The sequence below is a fragment of the Streptomyces sp. NPDC018029 genome (assembly GCF_044327655.1).
Classification (GTDB): domain Bacteria; phylum Actinomycetota; class Actinomycetes; order Streptomycetales; family Streptomycetaceae; genus Streptomyces.
The window spans coordinates 22,608-42,922 of the sequence record NZ_JBIRFV010000005.1; the positions used below are offsets into that span (position 1 = coordinate 22,608).

Genomic DNA, 20,315 nt, shown 5'->3' on the forward strand with positions numbered 1-20,315 from the left:
GGTCAGCCCGCCGGGGAGTCGCTGACCTTGCCGACCGGGCTGATGGACAGCTTCGCGCCGGACGGGGCGTCCGGGTTGTCCACCGGGAGGGAACCGGCGGGCCAGGAGATGGTGACGGTCTTCGTCTCGTTCGGCGGCGTCACCAGGATCTTGGCGATGCGCACGCCGGAGCCGCCGCTGTTGTTGGCCGGGAACGTGATGTTGAAGGCGGCGGACTCGCCGTCCTTGATGACCGAGGGGTTGGCCTTCTCGCCGTTGCGGCTCACCGACAGCGTGTCTCCCGACGCCGTCTTCAGGTCGACGCCCGCGTAGCCGTTGATGGTGCAGTCGCGGCCGCCGCCGTTCTTGAACACGACGGTGACGACACCTTCCGTCTTGTCGGTGGAGTTGTCGACGGCGGACACCTCCAGCTCGTCGCTGCGGCAGATCCCGGCCTTGCCGTTCGCGCCGGAACCGGTGCCGGCCGCGGTGCCCTCGCCTTCGCCGCCGCCGTTGCCACCGCTTCCATTGCCGCCGCTACTGCCGCCACCGGTGCCCTGGTCCGAGCCGCCGCCCGACGGGGCGCTGGACGCGGAGTCCGCGGGTCCGGTGCCCGAGCCGGCGGTGTCGTCGCCGTTGCACGCGCTCAGGCCGAGGGTGCTGATCAGCGCGAGGCCGGCGAGGAGCGTCTTGGTGGCGTGCTTGTGCTTCATGAGGGTCCCCGTGAGGTGTGGTGTGGAGGCGTGGTGTGAGGTGCGGCCTGGGCCGTACGAGGCCGTGTCGTCCGGCCTGGTGAACAGCGAAGCGGTTGCCCTCGGGGTGGGGCAAGGAGCGCTGGACGATCAGGGACGCTGGAACGCTCCCAGCGCCCCTGACCTGCGGAAATGGCCGTTCCCTGGAACGCTGTCATGGGACGCCACGCGCTCGGAACCGGGAACTCAGCGCTCGCTCTTCGGGGCGCTGTACCAGCGCCACTTGGCCGGTCGGGGGCGGCCCGGCAGGTCACTGCGGCCTGTCGCCCACAGGAGGGTGGGCCACGGCTCCGTGTCGTCCGTCGGGGCGTCGGGGAAGAGGCGGTTCAAGACGCGGGCGCAGAGGTCCGCGGGCGGGTTCCAGGCGTCGCGGATGCCGAGTCCGCCCGTGATGTCGTACGTGTGCACCAGCGTCTCCACGATGCCCATCGCGGCGAAGCCCTCCGGGTCGGAGACGCCCCAGCCGTGGTGGGCGCGGACCGTAGGCGGCGTGGTCGCGACCATGCCGGTGAGCAGAGCGCCGCACGACTCCACGACCTGCAGCAGGCCCGCGACGCCGGCCTCGCGGTCGGCGAAGGTGACGTTGGAGGGGCCGCCGTCCCTGCGGCGGTACCAGAGGAAGGGCACCTCGGTGTCCAGTGGCGGCTGCTCCGGGCCGAGTTGGGCGGCGTACGCGAAGAGATCGTCGGCGAGGTGCTCGACCGTCTCCCAGCAGTCCCAGTCGAGCCCGCCCGCCTTGGCGCTCCAGTCGGCGTCGGCGGGGGCGCTGCGGAGGGTGGAGACGGCGAGACGTACGGCGGTGGTGACGTCTTCGGCGGTGACGGCGGCGAGTTCGCGGTCGGCGGGGTTTCCTGTGTCGGACATGGGCGGACGGTAACAGTGGTAACAGTGGGTCGGCAGGCCGAGTTTAGGGTGCCCGGATGACGACGTCCCGCCTCCGCCTGGAGAAGATCACGCCCGACAACGTCGAGGCCGCGGTCCAGATCAAAGTCCGAGCCGACCAGGAGAAATTCGTCTCCCCCGTCGCCAAGTCGCTGGCCGAGGCCTATGCCTCACCGGATGTCGCCTGGCCCAGGCTCATCTTCCACGGGGAGGATTTGGTGGGCTTCGTCATGGCGTTCCTCGGCGTCCAGTTCAACCCGGAGCTGCCCGGCGACCGCCGCCGCTCCGGGCTCTGGCGGTTGAACGTGGCGGCGGGGCGGCAGGGGCGGGGGTACGGGCGGTTCGCCGTGGAGGCTGTGTGCGAGGAGTTGCGGCGGCGGGGGGAGTCGGTGGCGACCGTGACGTGGACGCAGGGGGAGGGCGGGCCGGAGGGGTTCTATCTCGGGCTCGGGTTTCGTCCTACGGGGGAGATGAGCGGGGGCGAGGTCGTCGGGGAGATGCCTCTGTAGCGCGGGGCTGGAGGGACGGGCGACTCAGGTACCCGTCCCGCCCTCTACACCTTCTACGCCCTCTACGAAGTGGTCGAACTCGCCCGCCTGTACGCCGAGTACGAAGGCGTCCCACTTCTTCCGCGTGGTCGTGACGACATTGTCCGGGTCACTGGTCTCCCGGAGGTAGACGGCGTCGTCCGTGCCGAAGGCAATCTCGATCCACGGGCCGGGGCCCTGTTCGTCCTCGGGGGCGGCGCGGATCCAGTCGAGGTCGGCGGGGATCTCGGGGCGGGGTGTCTCGGTCATGTCCGCTTCTCTGGGTGGGGGCCGGCGTGGGCGCGGGGAGTTCGGTCGTCGGGCGGGGCCGTTCAGCGCCCGCGCGCCCGCTTGGCGTCCCGCAGAAGGGCGGCGAAGGCCTCGGGGGTCGTGCGGAGTATCGCGCCCCTGGGGTCGCTGCTCTCGGTGAGTTCGACCGTGCCGGTCGGGTCGCTGGCGACGTTCACGCAGGCGTCGCCTTCCTGGCAGTAGGAGGAGGTCTGCCACTGGTGCGTGGGCATGGGGGTTCCCTTCACAGGTCTTGTCACAGGTCTTGGGCGATGCTGTGGATCAGGTCCCGTGACTTCGCCGGGCTGAGGGCGGTGTCCTCCACAACATCGAGCAGGTGGCGGTACTTCCCGAGGTGGGCCTCGGAGTCCAGGAGTACGGGACCGTGGAACTGGTCCAGTTGGGCCGTGTCGAGCAGCGGCACCACGCCGTGCAGGTAGTTGATCGACTGCCCCGACCCAGGGAAGGCCCCGACGTCGAACGGGAGCACTCGGATCGTGATGTGGTCGCGCTCGCTCATGTCGAGCAGGTGCTGGAGCTGGGCGCGTGCCACGTCGCGGCCGCCGACCTTCATGCGCAGGGCTGCCTCGTGGACGACGGTCCTGTAGGGAAGCGGGTCCGCTCGGTAGATGACGTCTTGCCGCTTGACGCGGTGGGAGACGCGGTGCTCGACGTCGGGAGGGGTGGGCGCCGGGATGACGTGCCGGAAGATCTCGCGGGCGTGGTCCGCGGTCTGGAGCAGCCCCGGGATGTGGCTGGTGTACGCGCTGCGCACGGCGGTGGCGTGGTGTTCCAGCTCGGCCAGGTCGAGCAGCCCCGACGGCAGTACCTCACGGTACGTCTCCCACCAGCCCCGCGTCCTGTCCGTTGCCATGTCGACGAGGGCGTCGACGTAGGCCGGGTCCGGGCAGGCGTACAGGCGGGCCATGGCCCGTACGCGATCGGGGCTCACCCCGAACCGGGCCGACTCGACGTTGCTGAGCTGCCCCGAGCTCGTGCCCAGCTGTTTCGCCGCCTCGGTGGAGGTCATTCCCGCGCGCTCGCGGAGTTTGCGCAGCTCAGTCGCGACGCGGATACGGCGGGCCGTCGGCGCTGGCCTCGCTGTCATGCAACTCCTCCTCTTACGGGCCACGTTGGAGCCATCACTCACACGAGGGAATCGGCCTTACTTTTCTCGGATTCTCGCAAAGTTCCTTTGCGGCGAGCCTAGTGTGTGACTCAGGCCACCCCGCCCGGAAGCACCCCGCTCGACGGAGCGACCTGGTCACCGGGATCCAACTCGTCGCCACGAACGGAGACTTCCGTGAACGCCACCGTATCGCCGCACTGGACCTACTCCCTCCAACTCCCCCACGACCCCCGCGCCCCGGGAATCGCCCGCGCCACCCTCCGCGCGGTCCTCGCGTCGTACGGGCTCGGGGAACTGACGCCCACCGCCGAGCTGCTGGCGGGCGAGCTGCTCAGCAACGCCCACTGCCACACCGCCGGGCCCTACGCCCTCCGCCTCGGGTCCGCCTCCCCGGAGGGGATCCGCGTGTCCGTGTGGGACTCGGACCCGCGGATTCCATCCGCCTTCGCGGAGGACCGCGTGCCCGGGCACCGGCCGCCGGACATGGCGGAGAGCGGTCGGGGACTGCACCTCGTGCGGGCCTGTGCGGACAGATGGGGGGCTTACGCCGTGGGGCCGGCCGACGCGGGGAAGCTGTTGTGGGCCGAGGTCAGCGATCCGTGTCCTCGGTCGGGGTCGGTTCGGTGAAGGAGACCGTCTGGAGGACGGCCACCATCATGTTGCAGAACTCGGTCCAGTAGTCCGTGGACGCGGTGTGGAGCGTGAAGACCGCGGTGAACGGGCCCGTGGGGAACGGGACATGGACCTGTATCTGACCGGTGAGGAGTTCCGTCGGCTCGCCGGTCGCCGTGATCTCCGGGTTCAGCTTGTACTCGGTCAGGGTGACGCAGGAAACTGCGGGGCCACAGGGCAGGTCCAGCCAGCGGGCGTCGTTGTGCGGGGTGCTGGAGAGGAGGGCGAGGATTCCCTGGGCGACGGTCTCGGTGTCGCCGGATGCCTGGTCGGTCGGCACGGCTGCGACGGTGAGGGCGCACTGGGCGACGCCGTCGGAGGCCTCTGCCTGGTCGGCGTCTTCCGCCGTGGAGAAGAGCCCCATCGCGGAGTAGGAGACGCCGGTGTCCGCCATGAGCTCGGCGAGGCCTGCGTAATAGGGGGCGGCGGGTTCCCAGATGCGTTCGTCGCCGCGGGAGTAGAGGCCGCGTACGAACTCGTGGGCCCGCGCGGCACGCTCCTCCGGAGTGGCGGCGAGGGGGAGGGCGTGGAAGCCCTCGGGGACGTTGAACCAGAGGGGCGGGGGGTCGAGTTCGTCGGCCGGAAGTGCCGGGAGGCTGGTCGGGGAGGTCATGGGGGGAGCGTCCTGGGTCAGAAGTCTTCGGGGTGATAGTCGGTGTACTCGAGCTCGGTGCCGTCGGCGTTCATGCTCAAGTCGCGACTATTGGTGCCGGAGAATGCGTTGAGCTCGCTCGGCACGAGAGCTTCGGCTCGGTAGTGGCCACATGGTCGGAGGGTGACGAAAGGTTCCGAGAGATCGGGCGCGACGGCGGTGGAGAGGAAGTTGTCGACGGCAATCCGCTGTGCCTGCGTCAGTGACCCCAGGGGGACCAAATTGAGGGGCGAGGCCAGATAGCGAGTGAACTGCCTTCGAAACAGGGAACTCAGCCTGCACCACGAGCCGTCGGTGAAGGTCAGCTGAACGTCCGTACCGTCTTTGAAATCGCGAGGTTGGACTGCGCAGATCGTGGGTCGTGGGACCTCCCAGAGGACTTCGTCCTCAATGCGCTCGAGGTCCTTCTCATAAAAAGCGAGGCCGACGATGACCAGGCGCCGGTCGGTGACGATCGCGTGCGTACGGTAGTGCTTCTCGTTCACGCGCCCTGGGTCCAACTGCCAGGGAAGCGTACGAGCGATGGTGCCGGGGGAGGCCCACAGGACGGGGAAATCGTCGACCTCGTCAGCAGGGTCATCCGGGCTGTCCTTACCCGCGTCGGCAGCAGAGCTGCCGCTCAGATTGCCGCCCGCAGCGCTGAGGGCGGCCATGACGACAGCCCCCAGAGCAATCACCCCGCCCTTGCCCACCTTGCGGGCGAGCGAGCCGCCAGAGGAACGGGGCGTGTACACAGGCCCTTCGGGCCAGCCGGGCAGTTCACTCTGGATGTCGTGGCGTTCGGTGTCCCGGAACCAGCGCATGCCCTTGACACGTGTCGCCGCGCCTGTGGCGAACGTGACGGGTGTACGGGCGAGGAGTGTCTCGCCAGGATCAGGCTGCCAGATGTCCATGGCTGTACGGCTCTTCCTCTGAGGCGACTCAGGACCCGTTGCCGGGTGCTTTCACTCTGTTCCTGCGCTGTCCGTTCTCAGCCGCCGGAGGCCGACTGGGCGAAGCGGTCCCCGGGGAAGAGGGCTTCACCCACGTGCTGATGGATGCTCGTGACCTTCGGGAAAATCTTGAGCCCCGCATCAATGGCGATACCGGCGCCCATGGGGTTGATGTCCACCTTGGGTATCAGGTTCAGCCCCTTGGAGCCGAGCCATTGGCCTTCGTGATAGCCCGCGGCGGCGAGACCACCCATGCGGGAGGCAAGTCCACTGGTGGCATGCGAGACCTCGTAGACCTCCTTGGACTTACCGCCAATCTTCACCAGCCCTCCCATGCCGAGGCCACCAGTGAGACCCCGCGAGTTTTTTCCGAAGGCCATCAAGATCTTTGCTTCACCTACCTTGGTGTAATTGAATCCCTTGCCGAGATTGGCGACCGTGGTTGCTGCCTTGCCTTTACCGACTACCTTGATCCCCTTGCCGAACATCCCGATCCCCGGCATGAGTCCCACCGCATCCAGCCCCATCTGCGCCCAACTCACATCCGCCCCACCCATCTTCGCGAGCCCATGCGCCCCCAGGGCCAGCCCGCTCGTGATCAGCGCTGCTGTGCCAAAGACCGCCGCGAGAGGGGGGAAAGGGAGCGTGACGATGGCGAGGAGGCCCAGGACGGCCGTCAGGTCGCTCAGCAGGTCGCCTATGAGTTTGATCAGGTCGGCGTGGTCCTTGAGCCACTCCCCTGTGGCGTCCCACGCCTCCTTGACGCCCTTGGTGAGCTTGTCCCAGAAACCCGGCTCGTCGGGCGCGATGTCGCCCGCCTTGTCGAGTTCCTTGCTGATCGCCCCGGCGGCCTTGGCGTAGCGCTCCTCCAGGTCGTGGACGTCACCGATGACTCCGTCGACGTCGCCCGACGCCTTCGCGGACTCCTTGCTGTTCGGCTTCGCCTCGGAACGGGCGTCCAGTTTTTCGCCGGCCTTCTTCTCCAGGCGGTCGGCCTCGTTCTGGAATTCCTGGAGTTCCCGCGCCCAGCGGTGCAGGGCGCGCGATGCCTTGTCGAAGGATTGGTGGCTCTTGCGGATGAGCGGGGTGACGTCCTCACCTATGTACTCGGTGAAGGCGAGCGCGGCCTTGCCCTTCCAGGCGCCGCACTCGATCCGCTCCAGGTCCCGCACCGCGGTGCCCAGTTCCGATGCGAGTCCGCCCAGCTTCTTCGCGAGCTCACGGGTGTCCTCGACGTCGCCCGGCGTGGGGTCCCAGCCTATGTGGGGGAACGCGGGTCGCTTGGTTCCCACGTCAGTGGCCCCCGCCCCTCTTCTCCGCGGACTTCTTCTTCGCCGTCTTGAGTGATTCGGCGAGGGCCTGGTCCAGTTTGCTGAACTCCTCGTCGATCTTGTCGATCATCTTGACGGCACCCTGGGTGTGCTTGCCGAGCTGCTTGACGCCGTAGCCCCATTCATCGGCGAATTCCTGGACGTCCTCGGCGAGTTTGCCCGTGCCGACGACCGAACCGTCCGTGTTCTTGAGGGTCCGGCGGGCGGCGTCCATGCGGTCGCTGACGGAGGAGAACGTCTTCTTGAGGCTCTCGAAGACCGTGCCGTCGAGACGGAGGTCGCTCATGGTGTCGTTCCAGCCTTCTGTGCGTGGTCGTGGCGCGGTCAGCGGTTGACGGACTGGATCTCGCGTACGACGACGTCCTGCGTCGTGCCGAACTCGCCGGGGGGCAGGCCGCCGCCCTGGCCGTTCGTGCTCGTCCAGCTGACCTCCCAGGTGAGGGTGGCCTTCAGCTCGTACGAGCCGTCGCGCGAGGACCGCAGGTACCGCACGCCGCACGGCGGGTCCGTGTCCGCCGGGGTGCCCTTGGCCCGGGGCGTGCCGATGCGGCCGTCCTCGATCGGGCACTCGCCGGAGGAGGGGTACGTCTCGGCGTCCGACGTGCCCGGGTCGATCTTCAGGGAGACCGGCTTGGCGGTCGTCGTCGCGGAGAGGCCCGTCCCGGGCAGGGTCGCGGTGACCGAGATCTTCTTGAACCTGGCCTTGTCCAGCCACGCCCACGTGGGCAGGTTGACCTTCGTCTCGCCCTCGGGCGCCATCTCGACCTCGGTGTCCGGGACGGGGAGCTGGCCGTACGCATACTCGGCGAGGATCCTCGGCGTCACCGCGAGGGGTTCCTTCGGGGTCTCGCCGTCCTTCACCCAGAACGGCATCCGGTTACAGGCCTTGGCCTCCGGTTCGTCCTTGCGCTTGTCGTCGACGGCCGCCGCCCAGAACTTCCCCTCGCCCTGCTTGTCGAGGTTGTAGTCCTTGTACGGCTTGCCGTCCTTGAAGTACGAGTCGAAGATCCCGCCGATGAGGTCGCCGATCCCGAGCATCTTGAACTTCCGGATCGTCTTGACCGTGGCCTCGATCTGCTTCGGGGTGTAGGCGGGCTCGTACCAGCAGGCGGGCGGGTCCCAGTTGCTGTTGGCGGGGGTCAGCGTGCCCGTCTTCGCGGACTGGGGGCTGCCTTCGACCCTCGTCTGGATCCTCGTCTGGATGCCGAGGTTCTTGCCCTGGCGGGTGCCCTGGGACTGCTGCTCGCTCCCGACGTCCCCATTGCCGACCGTGTCGCCGCCTCCGGCGTACGCGGTGCCAGGGATCAGAGCCACAGCAGCGGCGAGGACAGGGGCAACCCAGCGGGTCGACTGCTTCGTTCGCACGCTCATGAGATGCACTTCTTGGACCCCGTGATCGACGTGATCGAATCCGTCTGCCAGACACCCTTGTCATTCTTTTGCACACGAGAGTTGACGAATGCGTAATCCCTCGCGGAGCCCTCGATCGACCGGTCCACTTTGCCGGTCTTCAAGTCCTTGGGATACGTCTTGGTGCCGTCCTTGCAGTACGTCACCGCCGCGACACCGTCCTTGAGGAAAGTGACCTGACGGTCGTAGTACCGAATCGTCCCGACGAAGCTCGCGTTCTTCTTTCGGAACCCTTGGATGTAGTCCGCTGCCGACAACAGGGCGTCGCCCGACCCGTAGAACTTCAGCGCAGGGTGATCGCCGGACTCGACGACGGTGGCCTCGATCAGGGCGTCGAGCCACCGCGCATTGTCCGCAAGCACCGCATCCTTCTTCGGATCCCCGGTCTTCCCGCCCTCGAAGACGTTCTTCACGTCCTTCGGCAGCTTGATCTCCGGGCGGTCGATCCCGTCCTTCGAGGCCTTCGGGGACGGGGATTTGTCTCTCTGCGTGTCCGAGTCCGCGCCCGCGATCTTCTCGCTGTCCTTGGACCCTCCGTCGCCTCCTCCGCAGGCGGAGAGCGTCAGGGCCGCTGCCGTGGTCAGGGCGGCGGCTGCGAGCAGGGCGGGGCGGCGGTTCACGGTCGGCTCCTGAGGGGGGAGGGTTCGCTGGAGTGAACCAAGCTATCGATGGAGTGCTGGTCGGCTCCAATGGGAGGTTCGTCGAATGGTGTTCTATATGGGTTCATAACGGCTGCCAGTGATCCCTCTCCGATGTGCGGTGACTGTGCGGTGATCGTGCGGTGACCCCTCTCGATGTCGTACGCGGCCTCTACACTGAGCGCCGGTGGACTACCGGCGGGTGAGGGGTGGTTGACGGTGCGTAAGGCGTGGCTCGTCGCGTCCGTCGGGATCGGTGGTGCCCTGAGTTTCATCGCGCTGCTCGTCGTCGGGACGTACATGGCGGCCGGGAGCATCGCGAGCGGCGGGAGCGGCGGGTCCGTGGGGCTCGCCAAAGGCGCCGTACCCGCGACCTATCAGCCCCTCGTGCAGAAGTGGGGCAACCTCTGCAAGGCCATCAACCCCGCGCTGCTCGCCGCGCAGCTCTATCAGGAGAGCGGGTTCAACCCGCGGGCCAAGAGTCCGGCCAACGCCCACGGGATAGCGCAGTTCATCCCCGGCACCTGGGCCGCGCACGGGCTCGACGGGGACAAGGACGGGGACCGGGACGTCTGGGACCCGCAGGACGCCATCCCGTCCGCCGCCTCGTACGACTGCAAGCTCGCGAAGTATGTGAAGGACGCCCCGGGGGATCCGACCAAGAACATGCTCGCCGCGTACAACGCGGGGGCGTACGCCGTCATCAAGTACGGCGGCGTGCCGCCCTACCGCGAGACCCAGAACTACGTGAAGACCATCACTGACCTGTCGAAGAGCTTCGCCCGGCCCGTGGGCCGCGTCGAGCCCTCGCGGCAGGCCGCCGGGGCCATCTACTACGCGCAGAAGAAGCTCGGCACCCCGTACCTGTGGGGCGGCAACGGCACCGCCGACCAGGGCGGCCGGTTCGACTGCTCCGGCCTCACCCTCGCCGCCTACCGCTCCGTCGACATCACCCTGCCCCGCGTCGCCAACGACCAGTACAACGCCGGACCGCACCCCAAGCGGGACGAGCTGCTCCCCGGCGACCTGGTCTTCTTCTCCGATGACCTCACCAATTCCCGGGCCATCCGGCACGTCGGGATCTATGTGGGTGGGGGGTACATGATCAACGCCCCGCGCCCGGGTGCGGTGATTCGGTTCGACCCGATCGACACCCCGGACTATTTTGGCGCGACTCGTGTCACCGAGGACGGGGCCGAGGCCGTGCCGGCCAAGCGGTCAGAGGTCTGAGGCCGCCCGCGCGGGGGTACGCGGGCGCGTGCGCGTGGCGTGATGTGGCTTGAACCCTCCGTCAGAACACTCCCCTGAGCTGCGGCGATGTATCTCTCTTCGGTAACGTCTGAGTGATCTTTCGGTGGAGGGTGGAACGTAGGACAGGGGAGCGGGCGTTCCCTTGACTGGACCGACAACGGGGGTTGATGGAAAGGGCGCACAGAAAGGTGCGTCCATGGGCTAGAAGACAAGGGGCCGCAGCGCCATGGCTGGACTCGATGAAACCGGGTCGAACCCCGATGTCAGCCTGCTCTACGACATCAACGGCCTCGCGAAGGACACCCCGTCCTGGTTCGACAGCGCCCTGGCGTTCGTCGGGGAGTACGGCTTGTTGCTCGCCCTCGTCCTCCTCGTGGTGTGGTGCTGGTGGGGCCAGCGCAAGCGCGGCACGCTCGACGAGGCCGCGTCGTCGGTCGCCGCCGTCGTCTGGGCGCCGCTCGCCGCCGGCATCGCCGTCCTGGTCAACATCCCCATCCGGAGCTTCGTGGAGCGGCCGCGCCCCTTCCGCGACCACCGCGGCATCGAGCTCCTGGTCGACGGGAAGAACGACTACTCCTTCGTCAGCGACCACGCCACGCTCGCCATGGCCGTCGGCGCCGGACTCTTCGTCGCCAACCGGAAGTTCGGGCTCGTCGGCCTCGGCCTCGCCGCCCTGGAAGGCTTCTGCCGCGTCTTCATGGGCGTGCACTACCCGACCGACGTCGTCGGCGGCTTCGCGCTCGGCACCGCCGTCGCCCTGCTCCTCTCGCCGCTCGCCATGGCGCTGCTCACGCCGCTCGCCAAGATGATCGGGCGGTCGTCCGGGCGCGCGGGCCGGCTGGTGTGGGACCGGAAAGTCGGCCCCGTCGCCGCGCCGCTGAACGGGACGGCGTCGCCTTCGGGCGCCGCCTCGGCGGACCCGGACGAGCGGGACCTCGCCGCGTAGCGCTCACTCGTTTTCTACGGGCGTCCTCAGCTGTCGTCCGTGTCCCGTGCCCGGCGGCGCAGGAGCCAGACCCCGACGCCCGCCGCCGCCCCGACCACGGCCGCGGAAGCCAGTGCCAGCGGGCCCGCCTCGGGATGCTCGTCCTCGGCCGTGACGTGCGGGGGATGCTGTACGGCGTGCGTGTGCTGTACGGGGTGCGTGGCGGCCGTGGCCGTGGCCGGGGCCGCCAGGACGAGGACCAGCGTGGCCGCCGCCGTCGCCGTCACGGTGGATATTCGCGAGGTGCTGCGCAGAGGGGTCATTCCCCCAGCGCAGCGCCGTCCGGCGAGGCGGGCCACCTGAGGGCACGCTGGTGGGGCCGAACGGGTGGGAACAGGCCCGGACCCACGGACCCGGCCCATGGACCCGGACCGCGGACCCGGCGCCCGCCCCCGCAGCGGGCTACAGCGCCTGCGGGAAGTCGAAGAACCGCCCGGGGTCGTACTGCTTCTTCAGCTTCTTCAGACGCGGCGCCGCGTCCCCGTAATACGCCTCGCGCCAGTTCGTCAGCGTCGAGTCCGTGTAGTTCTGGTACGCCGCCCCGGACGCGTACCGCCCCATCGCCCCGTGCGCCTTTTTCAGCCACGCGCGTGCCGGTGTCCCCGATGTCCCCGCGCGCCACGACGCGATGTACTGCGCCAGCATCCGCGAGCGGCGGTGCACGAAGGCTGTCGCCGTCGGGTCGACGCGGTTGATCGCGCCGCCGAGCGCGGTGAGCGCGATGCTGCCGGCGCTCGCGCCCGTCACGTTCTCGATCTGCGACAGCAGGGCGCGGATGCCCGCCGCCGAAAGGGAACGGTCGAAGAAGTCGGAACTCGCCGCGTACGTCTCGCGGTTGAGGGCGCCCTGCGGGCTGCGGCCCGGCGTCGTGCCGGGCAGGTGGCACTGGGCGTCCGTCGCGAAGGACGAGCAGCCCGCGTACACCTCCATCGCCTGCTCGTACGTACGCCGCTTGAGGGAGACGCTGCGCGCGGGGGCGCCGATCTTGTCGGCGAGGCGGTCGACGGCGTTCTGCAGCTCGCCGTACGTCCCGAGGGAGAAACAGGCGACGGAGACGGTCGGGGTGCCGCCCGGGGTGTTCGCCAGATGGGCGGACGACCAGATCTCGTCCGGCTGGTCTGGGCCCCACGTCTGCCAGGCCTTGATGACCGCCGCCGCCTTCGACCAGGGCCAGGTGATGTACGCGGAGACGCCCTGGGGCGCGGCGTGGGTGCGGAAGCCGAGCTCGGTGACGATGCCGAAGTTGCCGTTGCCCGCGCCGCGCAGCGCCCAGAACAGGTCCTTGTGCTCGGACTTGGAGACCGTGAGCTCCTTGCCGTCCGCCGTGACGATCTTCGCGGAGGTGAGGCTGTCACAGGTCAGGCCGTACGCCCGGGAGACGACGCCGTGGCCGCCGCCGAGGGTGAGACCGGAGATGCCGACGGTCGGGCAGGAGCCCGCCGGTATGGTGACGCCCTTCGCGGCGAGCGAGCGGTAGACATCGATGAGCTTGGCGCCCCCGCCGATGGTGGCCGTGCCGCCGCTCGCCCGTATCTTGCTCAGCTTCGACACGTCGATGATCAGCCGTCCGTTGCCGGAGGACCAACCCGCGTACGAGTGGCCGCCGTTGCGTATCGCGACCGGCGTGCGGTGCGCGCGGGCGTACGCGAGGGCGGTACGGATGTCGTCCGGGTGCGCGACGTACGCCACCGCGGTGGGCTTCAGGTTGTCGTAGCGCGTGTTGTACAGCTGGCGGGCCGCCGCCCACTTGGCCTCGCCGGGCTGGACGAGGGTGCCGTCCAGGTCGCGGGCGAGCGCCTTGAGGGTGGCGGGGGCGGAGGCCGCGGCGCTGGACGTTCTGATGGGGGTGCCGCCGGAGTTGCCGGCGCCGCGTGCGGCGTCACCGCTGCCGCTGCGGGAGGCCGTGCCGCCCGTCCCGCCGCCCGAGCCGCCGCTGCAGCCCGCGACCGTGGCGGCGGCCAGCGTGGCCGCCGTCGTACCGATGAACGTACGTCGTTCCATGACGCCTCCCGTCGCTTCCCGGAGAACGAGACGGTGTGCGGGGCACCTGGGTTCCGTACGAAAGGGCTGTCAGGGAGCCGCCTCGTGTTCGGCCCCGTCCGTGCGGGCCTTGCTGCGGGCCCGCCGGGCCGGACCGCGCCAGCCGCAGGTGCAGTGCGCCGCGACGAACCTCCCCTTCTCGACCGTCGTCGTGCGGTGGGGTGCGGGGTCTTGCTGATCGGCCACGCGGTCACCGTACCGACCTCGCGTGACGGGTCAACGTACTGGTCGTTATCGGAACGACGGGGGAACGGTCAGGCGCGGAAACGCTTGGGGGTACACAGGCGATGGTGCTGCGGCACAGGCGCACGGGCGGAGCGGCCGCCGTGGTCGCCGTGATGGGACTGATGGCCGTCACCGCCGGGTGTTCGAACCTCGGCGCCGCGGCCGACGGCAGCGGCGCGGGCGATCCCGGCGACGTGGTGCGGCGGTCCGCCGACGCGCTGGTCAGGGCGGGCAGTTCGAAGGCGAACACGTCCATGGAGATGGCCAGCGGCGGTACGCGCGTCACCATCCGCGGCAAGGGCGTCTACGACTACCGGCGGCAGCTCGGGCGGTTCGAGGTGGTGCTGCCGCCCGATCCCGCGGGAGCCGACGAGCACCGGCCCATCACCGAGCTGATGACCGCGGGCGCGCTCTACATGAAGAACCGCGGGGCCGGGGTGCCCGCCGACAAGTGGGTGCGGATCGAGACACGTTCGCTCTCCGACGGCAATCTCGTGACCGGCGGCGCCACGGACCCCCTCGCGGCGGCGGAACTGCTGCGCGGGGCGCGGAAGGTGGGGTTCGTGGGGCAGGAGAGGGTCGGCGGGACCGAGGTGCGGCACTACCGCGGTGTCGCGGACCTGCGCGCCGCGGCCCGGGCCGCCTCCGCAGGTCAGCGCGGTGCGCTGGGGGTCGCGGCGGCGAAAGGGTTCAGCAAGGGGGGCGTGCCGTTCGACGTCTATCTGGACGACAGCGGGCGGGTGCGGAAGCTGCGGCAGCAGTTCACCGTGTCCGAGGCGAACGTGGCGTCGACCACGTTGCTCTACGACTTCGGGGTACCCGCGAAGGTGCGACTTCCGGCCGACAAGGACATCTTCGCCGGGAAGATTGCCGGGCAGTAGTCGCGTACGACTGGTGGAAATGGTCCGTCCGTGCCATGCGCGGTGCGTGGACCGCTCCCTACCCTGGGAAGTCGGCATCAGGAAGAGGTGATGAACGTGGCTCCGACGCGTGGCGGTACGGCGGTTCAGGACCACGTCGCCCTCGCCGAGATCGAACTGTGCGGCGAACTCATCATCGCGGCGAGCGCGGCGGCCGAGCGCCTGAGCTTCGACCGGATCGACGAGGTCCTGAACGTCACCGACGTGCGGGAGGGCGGCAGGGCCCCCGGCGACGACGCCCGCCGCTGAGGGTCCCGACAGGGCCCTCGGCGGCGCGGGGCCGGACGGCCGGGGCCGGCCAGAGCCTAGGTGCGCATCATGCGTGCGATCGCCTTCGTGGCCTCTTCGACCTTCGCGTCGATCTCCTGGCCGCCCTTGACCGCCGCGTCGGCGACGCAGTGCCGCAGGTGCTCCTCCAGGAGCTGGAGCGCGAAGGACTGCAGGGCCTTCGTGCTCGCCGAGACCTGCGTGAGTATGTCGATGCAGTAGACGTCCTCCTCGACCATGCGCTGCAGGCCGCGGATCTGGCCCTCGATGCGGCGCAGGCGCTTGAGGTGTTCGTCCTTCTGCTTGTGGTACCCGTGCACTCCGTGCTCGTGGTCCTCGTGGCCGGAGGGCGCTTCGGGCGCCCCCGGGGTCGGCACGGCCGCGTCGGCCGCCTCGGTGGTCGTCATCGCGTCCTCCTTGTGCTCGGTGGTTCCGGTCGGGGGATCCATATACCCGATCCGTATACCCCCGGTGGGTATAGGATAGCCGATTTCCCGGGGGGTGTGCTGATCACTGTGCCTGATGGGCGACACTGGGGGGCGGCCGGTTAGCCGTGGCCGGATGATGCGCCTAGCATCAGCCTGACCGCATCCAAAGCACCCCGAGGACCCCACGTGCGCTTTCGTCTGACCCCCAGGGAGACGAGCTTCTACGACATGTTCGCCGCATCCGCGGACAACATCGTCACGGGCTCGAAGCTCCTCATGGAACTGCTCGGAGCGGACTCTTCCGCGCGAGCCGAGATCGCAGAGCGTATGCGGGCCGCGGAACACGCGGGAGACGACGCGACGCATGCGATCTTCCACCAGCTGAACTCCTCGTTCATCACGCCGTTCGACCGCGAGGACATCTACAACCTCGCGTCGTCCCTCGACGACATCATGGACTTCATGGAGGAGGCCGTCGACCTGGTCGTCCTGTACCAGGTCGAGGAGCTTCCCAAGGGCGTCGAGCAGCAGATCGAGGTTCTTTCGCGGGCCGCCGAGCTCACCGCGGAGGCCATGCCGAACCTGCGGACCATGGAGAACCTCACCGAGTACTGGATCGAGGTCAACCGCCTGGAGAACCAGGCCGACCAGATCCACCGCAAGCTCCTCGCGCAGCTCTTCAACGGCAAGTACGACGCCATCGAGGTGCTGAAGCTCAAGCAGATCGTCGACGTCCTCGAAGAGGCCGCCGACGCCTTCGAGCACGTGGCGAACACTGTGGAGACCATCGCGGTCAAGGAGTCCTGAGGCCTCGCCATGGACACCTTTGCTTTGATCGTGACGATCGGCGTCGCGCTCGGTTTCACGTATACGAACGGCTTTCACGACTCGGCGAACGCCATCGCCACCTCCGTCTCCACCCGTGCGCTGACGCCTCGCGCGGCGCTCGCCATGGCCGCGGTGATGAACCTCGCCGGTGCCTTCATGGGCAGCGGCGTCGCCAAGACCGTCAGTGAGGGGATCATCGAGACCCCGCACGGCGACAAGGGGATGTGGATCCTCTTCGCGGCCCTCATCGGCGCGATCGTGTGGAACCTCATCACCTGGTACTTCGGACTGCCCTCGTCCTCGTCGCACGCGCTGTTCGGCGGCATGGTCGGCGCCGCGCTCGCCGGCGGGATCGGGGTCATCTGGTCCGGGGTCCTCGACAAGATCGTCATCCCGATGTTCCTGTCGCCGGTGGTCGGCCTCGTCGCCGGCTATCTGGTGATGTGCGCGATCATGTGGATGTTCCGCAAGTCCAACCCGCACAAGGCCAAGCGCGGCTTCCGCATCGCGCAGACGGTCTCCGCGGCGGGCATGGCCCTCGGCCACGGCCTCCAGGACGCGCAGAAGACGATGGGCATCGTGGTGATGGCCCTCGTCATCTCCGACGTGCAGAGCGCGGACGCGCCCATCCCGATCTGGGTCAAGATCGCCTGTGCGCTGATGCTCTCCGCCGGTACGTACGCGGGCGGCTGGCGCATCATGCGGACCCTCGGCCGCAAGATCATCGAGCTGGACCCGCCGCAGGGCTTCGCCGCCGAGACGACCGGCGCGGGCATCATGTTCACCACCGCGTTCATGTTCCACGCGCCGATCTCGACGACGCACGTGATCACTTCGGCGATCATGGGTGTGGGCGCGACGAAGCGCGTGAACGCGGTGCGGTGGGGTGTCGCCAAGAACATCATCTTGGGCTGGTTCATCACGATGCCGGCCGCGGCGCTGGTGGCCGCGGTGAGCTTCTGGATCGTGAACCTCGCGTTCTTGTAGCTCTTCGACTGCGGGCCCGCTGTGGCTGGTCGCGCAGTTCCCCGCGCCCCTTACGGGGCGCACCCCGTAGCCACACATAGGAGAGGCCCGCCCCCCGGGAGCCAGGGGGCGGGCCTCTCTTGTTGTCCCTGCGGTGGCACCGCCATGCAGCACCGCGGGGAGTCGGGGGGCCTAGCCGAAGCGGCCCGAGATGTAGTCCTCGGTCGCCTGCACCGACGGGTTGGAGAAGATCCGCTCGGTGTCGTCGATCTCGACGAGCTTGCCGGGCTGGCCGACGGCGGCCAGGTTGAAGAACGCGGTGCGGTCCGAGACGCGGGCCGCCTGCTGCATGTTGTGCGTCACGATGACGATCGTGAAGCGCTCCTTCAGCTCGCCGATCAGGTCCTCGATGGCGAGGGTCGAGATCGGGTCGAGGGCCGAGCAGGGCTCGTCCATGAGGAGGACGTCGGGCTCGACGGCGATGGCACGCGCGATGCACAGGCGCTGCTGCTGGCCGCCGGAGAGGCCCGAGCCGGGCTTGTTGAGGCGGTCCTTGACCTCGTTCCAGAGGTTCGCGCCCTTGAGGGACTTCTCGACGACGTCGTTCAGCTCGTTCTTCTTGTACGAGCCGTTGAGCTTCAGGCCCGCCGCGACGTTGTCGAAGATCGACATCGTGGGGAACGGGTTCGGGCGCTGGAAGACCATGCCGACCGTGCGGCGCACGTTCACCGGGTCGACGCCGCTGCCGTACAGGTCCTCGTCGTCCAGGAGCACCTTGCCCTCGACGCGGCCGCCGGGGGTGACCTCGTGCATGCGGTTCAGGGTGCGCAGGAACGTGGACTTGCCGCAGCCGGACGGGCCGATGAAGGCCGTCACGGAGCGCGGCTCCACGGTCATGGAGATGTCGTCGATCGCCTTGTGGGAGCCGTAATAGGCGGTGAGGCCCGATACGTCGATTCGCTTGGCCATGGGGATCACTGCTTCTTTCGGAGTTCTGCGGGAGAGGTCGCTGATATGGCCGCTCAGCGGCCCGTCTTGGGGGCCTTCCAGCGGGCTACGCCGCGGGCCGCCAGGTTGAGGATCATGATGAAGCCGATGAGGGCGAGGGCAGCGGCCCAGGCGCGGTCGTACGACGCGTCGGTGCCTGCCGCGTACTGCTGGTAGATGTACAGCGGCAGCGAGCCCTGCGCCCCGTCGAACGGGTTCGTGTTGATCAGCGGGGTCACCCAGACCAGGAGCAGGACCGGCGCGGTCTCACCGGCGATGCGGGCCACCGAGAGCATGACGCCCGTGGTGATGCCGCCGATCGCGGTGGGCAGGACGACCTTGAGGATGGTCCGCCACTTCGGCACGCCGAGGGCGAGCGAGGCCTCGCGCAGCTCGTTCGGGACGAGCTTGAGCATCTCCTCGGTGGAGCGCACGATCACCGGCATCATCAGGATGGCGAGCGCCATGGCGCCGGCCCAGCCGGAGAAGTCGAAGCCGAGGATCAGGATCCAGAAGCTGAGGACGAACAGGCCCGCGACGATCGACGGGATGCCGGTCATGACGTCCACGAAGAACGTGACGGTCTTGGCGAGCTTCCCGCGGCCGTACTCCACGAGGTAGACCGCGGTGAGCAGGCCGATCGGCACGGCGATCACGGAGGCCAGGAGCACCTGCTCCAGGCTGCCGATGATCGCGTGGTAGATGCCGCCGCCCGTCTCCTCGTCGGCGACGACGCCCATGGAGTGCGTCAGGAAGTAGACGTCGAAGACCTTGATGCCGCGCTTCGCGGTCTCGTAGATCAGCGAGGCCAGCGGGACGACGGCGAGCAGGAACATGACCCACACCATCGAGGTGGCGAGGCGGTCCTTGGCCTGTCGGCTGCCCTCGACGGCCACCGCGAGTGCGTACGACCCGACGATGAAGAGGACGGCGGCGATCAGGCCCCACTGGATGCGGCTGTCCAGGCCGGCCGCGACGCCGATGCCGATGCCGACGGCGGCCGATCCCGCGGCGACGGCCAGCGGCGACCAGCGGGGCAGCGTCGCGGCCTTGAGGGTGGACGGCCGCTTGGTGAGCGGCGCGGGCGGGGTGGGTGTCGTGGTGCTCATGCGTTGGCCCCCGAGTACTCCTTGCGGCGCGCGATGATCAGGCGGGCCGCGCCGTTGACCAGCAGGGTGATGACGAAGAGCACCAGGCCGGAGGCGATGAGCGCGTCCTGGCCGTACTCACTGGCCTCGTTGAACTTGCTGGCGATGTTCTGCGCGAAGGTGCCGCCGCCGTAGTCGAGCACGGACGCGTTGATGACGAAGTTCGGGGAGAGCACGGTGGCGACGGCGATCGTCTCGCCGAGCGCGCGGCCGAGGCCCAGCATCGAGGCGGAGATGATGCCGGAGCGGCCGAAGGGCAGCACCGACATGCGGATGACCTCCCAGCGCGTGGCGCCGAGGGCGAGCGCGGCCTCCTCGTGCATCTTCGGGACCTGGAGGAAGACCTCGCGGCTCACGTTCGTGATGATCGGCAGGATCATGATCGCGAGGAGGATGCCGACGGTCATCAGGGAGCGCGGGGCGCCGCCCTCGTACTCGAAGATCCCGGTCCAGCCGAAGTAGTCGTCGAGCCAGCTGTAGAGGCCGGTGAGGTTGGGCGCGACCACGAGGGCGCCCCACAGGCCGTACACGATCGAGGGCACGGCGGCCAGCAGGTCGATCACGTACGCGATGGGGGAGGCGAGTCTGCGCGGCGCGTAGTGCGAGATGAACAGCGCGATGCCGATGGCGACGGGCACCGCGATCGCGAGGGCGATGACCGAGCTCACCACGGTGCCGAAGACCAGGACGGCGATGCCGAAGTACGGCTTGCCCCCGGTGCTCATGCCGGCCGGGTCCCACTCGAAGGTGGTGAGGAAGTTGCCGGTGTTGTCGGCGAGGGCGAGGACCGTGCGGTACGTGAGGAACGCCGCGATGGCGGCCATGATCACGAGGAGCGCGATGCCGGAGCCCCGGGAGAGGCCGAGGAAGATCTTGTCGCCGGGGCGGGTGGCGCCGCGGGCGGCTGCCTTGCTCACCGGGGCCGTCGGCTTCGCGTCGCCGACGGGCGGGGGTGCGGTCGTATTGCTTGGTATGTCCATGGGGTTCTCCGGTCTGCGGAGGCGCCGTGCGGGTGTCGCAGGCGCTCCGTGGCGGCGGTGCACCGGACGGTGCGGCCGGCCCGGCCTTGCGGGGCCGG

The 20,315-nt window shown here is 69.0% G+C and carries 26 protein-coding genes; 8 read left to right on the plus strand and 18 right to left on the minus strand.

The window, feature by feature from the left end:
- Positions 1-2: 2 nt before the first annotated feature.
- Both ACH4D5_RS16325 and ACH4D5_RS16330 read right to left on the minus strand, forming a co-directional pair.
- Positions 3-692 carry a DUF4232 domain-containing protein gene (locus ACH4D5_RS16325; RefSeq protein ID WP_398302700.1) on the minus strand — a complete coding sequence of 230 codons (690 nt, stop codon included), beginning with the start codon at positions 690-692 and terminating at the stop codon, positions 3-5.
- Positions 693-917: 225 nt separating this feature from the next.
- Positions 918-1,595, minus strand: a complete 678-nt coding sequence (locus ACH4D5_RS16330; RefSeq protein ID WP_398302702.1) for a hypothetical protein — start codon at positions 1,593-1,595, stop codon at positions 918-920.
- Positions 1,596-1,651: 56 nt separating this feature from the next.
- Here ACH4D5_RS16330 and ACH4D5_RS16335 point away from each other — a divergent pair, with 56 nt between their 5' ends.
- Positions 1,652-2,122, plus strand: coding sequence for a GNAT family N-acetyltransferase (locus ACH4D5_RS16335; protein ID WP_398302704.1), 471 nt, complete (start codon positions 1,652-1,654; stop codon positions 2,120-2,122).
- Between the two features lie 24 nt (positions 2,123-2,146).
- Here the strand turns inward: ACH4D5_RS16335 and ACH4D5_RS16340 are convergent, their stop codons facing one another.
- The 3 genes from ACH4D5_RS16340 to ACH4D5_RS16350 form a co-directional block, all read right to left on the minus strand.
- On the minus strand, positions 2,147-2,410 hold the full coding sequence (locus ACH4D5_RS16340; protein ID WP_398302705.1) for a DUF397 domain-containing protein: 264 nt from the start codon (positions 2,408-2,410) through the stop codon (positions 2,147-2,149).
- 62 nt (positions 2,411-2,472) lie between these two features.
- On the minus strand, positions 2,473-2,661 hold the full coding sequence (locus ACH4D5_RS16345; RefSeq protein ID WP_398302706.1) for a DUF397 domain-containing protein: 189 nt from the start codon (positions 2,659-2,661) through the stop codon (positions 2,473-2,475).
- A 23-nt stretch (positions 2,662-2,684) separates the two neighbouring features.
- Positions 2,685-3,536 (minus strand): helix-turn-helix transcriptional regulator, encoded by an 852-nt coding sequence (locus ACH4D5_RS16350; RefSeq protein WP_398302707.1) that lies wholly within the window; start codon positions 3,534-3,536, stop codon positions 2,685-2,687.
- A gap of 195 nt (positions 3,537-3,731) precedes the next feature.
- Between ACH4D5_RS16350 and ACH4D5_RS16355 the strand changes: the two genes are divergently transcribed.
- A complete protein-coding gene (locus ACH4D5_RS16355) occupies positions 3,732-4,184 on the plus strand; it encodes an ATP-binding protein (protein ID WP_398302708.1) in 453 nt (150 codons plus the stop codon).
- Here the strand turns inward: ACH4D5_RS16355 and ACH4D5_RS16360 are convergent.
- From ACH4D5_RS16360 to ACH4D5_RS16385, 6 genes are all read right to left on the minus strand, one after another.
- Positions 4,147-4,842, minus strand: coding sequence for a hypothetical protein (locus tag ACH4D5_RS16360; RefSeq protein WP_398302710.1), 696 nt, complete (start codon positions 4,840-4,842; stop codon positions 4,147-4,149). The two genes, ACH4D5_RS16355 and ACH4D5_RS16360, sit on opposite strands and share 38 nt — an antisense overlap.
- A gap of 17 nt (positions 4,843-4,859) precedes the next feature.
- The gene (locus ACH4D5_RS16365; protein WP_398302712.1) at positions 4,860-5,774 is read right to left on the minus strand and encodes a hypothetical protein; all 915 of its coding nucleotides are present in this window, start codon (positions 5,772-5,774) and stop codon (positions 4,860-4,862) included.
- Positions 5,775-5,851: 77 nt separating this feature from the next.
- Complete coding sequence (locus tag ACH4D5_RS16370; RefSeq protein WP_398302714.1) at positions 5,852-7,105, minus strand: enoyl-CoA hydratase/isomerase family protein; 1,254 nt, start codon at positions 7,103-7,105, stop codon at positions 5,852-5,854.
- A 1-nt stretch (position 7,106) separates the two neighbouring features.
- The gene (locus ACH4D5_RS16375) at positions 7,107-7,430 is read right to left on the minus strand and encodes a hypothetical protein (protein ID WP_398302716.1); all 324 of its coding nucleotides are present in this window, start codon (positions 7,428-7,430) and stop codon (positions 7,107-7,109) included.
- Positions 7,431-7,468: 38 nt separating this feature from the next.
- Positions 7,469-8,515 (minus strand): hypothetical protein, encoded by a 1,047-nt coding sequence (locus ACH4D5_RS16380; protein WP_398302718.1) that lies wholly within the window; start codon positions 8,513-8,515, stop codon positions 7,469-7,471.
- Positions 8,512-9,174, minus strand: a complete 663-nt coding sequence (locus ACH4D5_RS16385; protein WP_398302720.1) for a hypothetical protein — start codon at positions 9,172-9,174, stop codon at positions 8,512-8,514. The genes ACH4D5_RS16380 and ACH4D5_RS16385 overlap by 4 nt, the downstream gene beginning before the upstream one ends.
- Positions 9,175-9,411: 237 nt before the next feature.
- Between ACH4D5_RS16385 and ACH4D5_RS16390 the strand changes: the two genes are divergently transcribed.
- Positions 9,412-10,422, plus strand: coding sequence for an NlpC/P60 family protein (locus ACH4D5_RS16390; RefSeq protein ID WP_398303719.1), 1,011 nt, complete (start codon positions 9,412-9,414; stop codon positions 10,420-10,422).
- A 247-nt stretch (positions 10,423-10,669) separates the two neighbouring features.
- Entirely contained in the window at positions 10,670-11,389 is a 720-nt protein-coding gene (locus tag ACH4D5_RS16395) for a phosphatase PAP2 family protein (protein WP_398302722.1), read from the plus strand.
- Between the two features lie 26 nt (positions 11,390-11,415).
- Here ACH4D5_RS16395 and ACH4D5_RS16400 read toward each other — a convergent pair whose 3' ends face one another.
- From ACH4D5_RS16400 to ACH4D5_RS16410, 3 genes are all read right to left on the minus strand, one after another.
- A complete protein-coding gene (locus ACH4D5_RS16400; RefSeq protein ID WP_398302724.1) occupies positions 11,416-11,691 on the minus strand; it encodes a hypothetical protein in 276 nt (91 codons plus the stop codon).
- 139 nt (positions 11,692-11,830) lie between these two features.
- Positions 11,831-13,429, minus strand: a complete 1,599-nt coding sequence (locus ACH4D5_RS16405) for an FAD-binding oxidoreductase (RefSeq protein WP_398302725.1) — start codon at positions 13,427-13,429, stop codon at positions 11,831-11,833.
- A 69-nt stretch (positions 13,430-13,498) separates the two neighbouring features.
- Positions 13,499-13,654, minus strand: a complete 156-nt coding sequence (locus ACH4D5_RS16410) for a hypothetical protein (protein WP_398302727.1) — start codon at positions 13,652-13,654, stop codon at positions 13,499-13,501.
- A gap of 101 nt (positions 13,655-13,755) precedes the next feature.
- On the opposite strand from ACH4D5_RS16410, the gene ACH4D5_RS16415 reads away from it, so the two are divergent.
- Complete coding sequence (locus tag ACH4D5_RS16415) at positions 13,756-14,574, plus strand: hypothetical protein (protein WP_398302729.1); 819 nt, start codon at positions 13,756-13,758, stop codon at positions 14,572-14,574.
- 90 nt (positions 14,575-14,664) lie between these two features.
- Positions 14,665-14,862 (plus strand): hypothetical protein, encoded by a 198-nt coding sequence (locus ACH4D5_RS16420; protein ID WP_398302731.1) that lies wholly within the window; start codon positions 14,665-14,667, stop codon positions 14,860-14,862.
- 56 nt (positions 14,863-14,918) lie between these two features.
- Here ACH4D5_RS16420 and ACH4D5_RS16425 read toward each other — a convergent pair whose 3' ends face one another.
- Complete coding sequence (locus ACH4D5_RS16425) at positions 14,919-15,287, minus strand: metal-sensitive transcriptional regulator (protein ID WP_398303720.1); 369 nt, start codon at positions 15,285-15,287, stop codon at positions 14,919-14,921.
- A 207-nt stretch (positions 15,288-15,494) separates the two neighbouring features.
- Between ACH4D5_RS16425 and ACH4D5_RS16430 the strand changes: the two genes are divergently transcribed.
- A complete protein-coding gene (locus ACH4D5_RS16430; protein WP_030784908.1) occupies positions 15,495-16,115 on the plus strand; it encodes a DUF47 domain-containing protein in 621 nt (206 codons plus the stop codon).
- Between the two features lie 9 nt (positions 16,116-16,124).
- Positions 16,125-17,123, plus strand: coding sequence for an anion permease (locus tag ACH4D5_RS16435; RefSeq protein ID WP_398302732.1), 999 nt, complete (start codon positions 16,125-16,127; stop codon positions 17,121-17,123).
- 171 nt (positions 17,124-17,294) lie between these two features.
- On the opposite strand, the gene pstB is transcribed toward ACH4D5_RS16435, so the two are convergent.
- From pstB to pstC, 3 genes are read right to left on the minus strand one after another with little or no spacing between them, the layout of a single operon-like run.
- Entirely contained in the window at positions 17,295-18,071 is a 777-nt protein-coding gene (gene pstB / locus ACH4D5_RS16440; RefSeq protein WP_398302733.1) for a phosphate ABC transporter ATP-binding protein PstB, read from the minus strand.
- Positions 18,072-18,124: 53 nt separating this feature from the next.
- Positions 18,125-19,198 (minus strand): phosphate ABC transporter permease PstA, encoded by a 1,074-nt coding sequence (gene pstA / locus ACH4D5_RS16445; protein WP_398302734.1) that lies wholly within the window; start codon positions 19,196-19,198, stop codon positions 18,125-18,127.
- Positions 19,195-20,217 carry a phosphate ABC transporter permease subunit PstC gene (gene pstC, locus ACH4D5_RS16450; RefSeq protein WP_398302736.1) on the minus strand — a complete coding sequence of 341 codons (1,023 nt, stop codon included), beginning with the start codon at positions 20,215-20,217 and terminating at the stop codon, positions 19,195-19,197. Before pstC ends, pstA begins: the two co-directional genes overlap by 4 nt.
- Positions 20,218-20,315 lie beyond the last annotated feature (98 nt).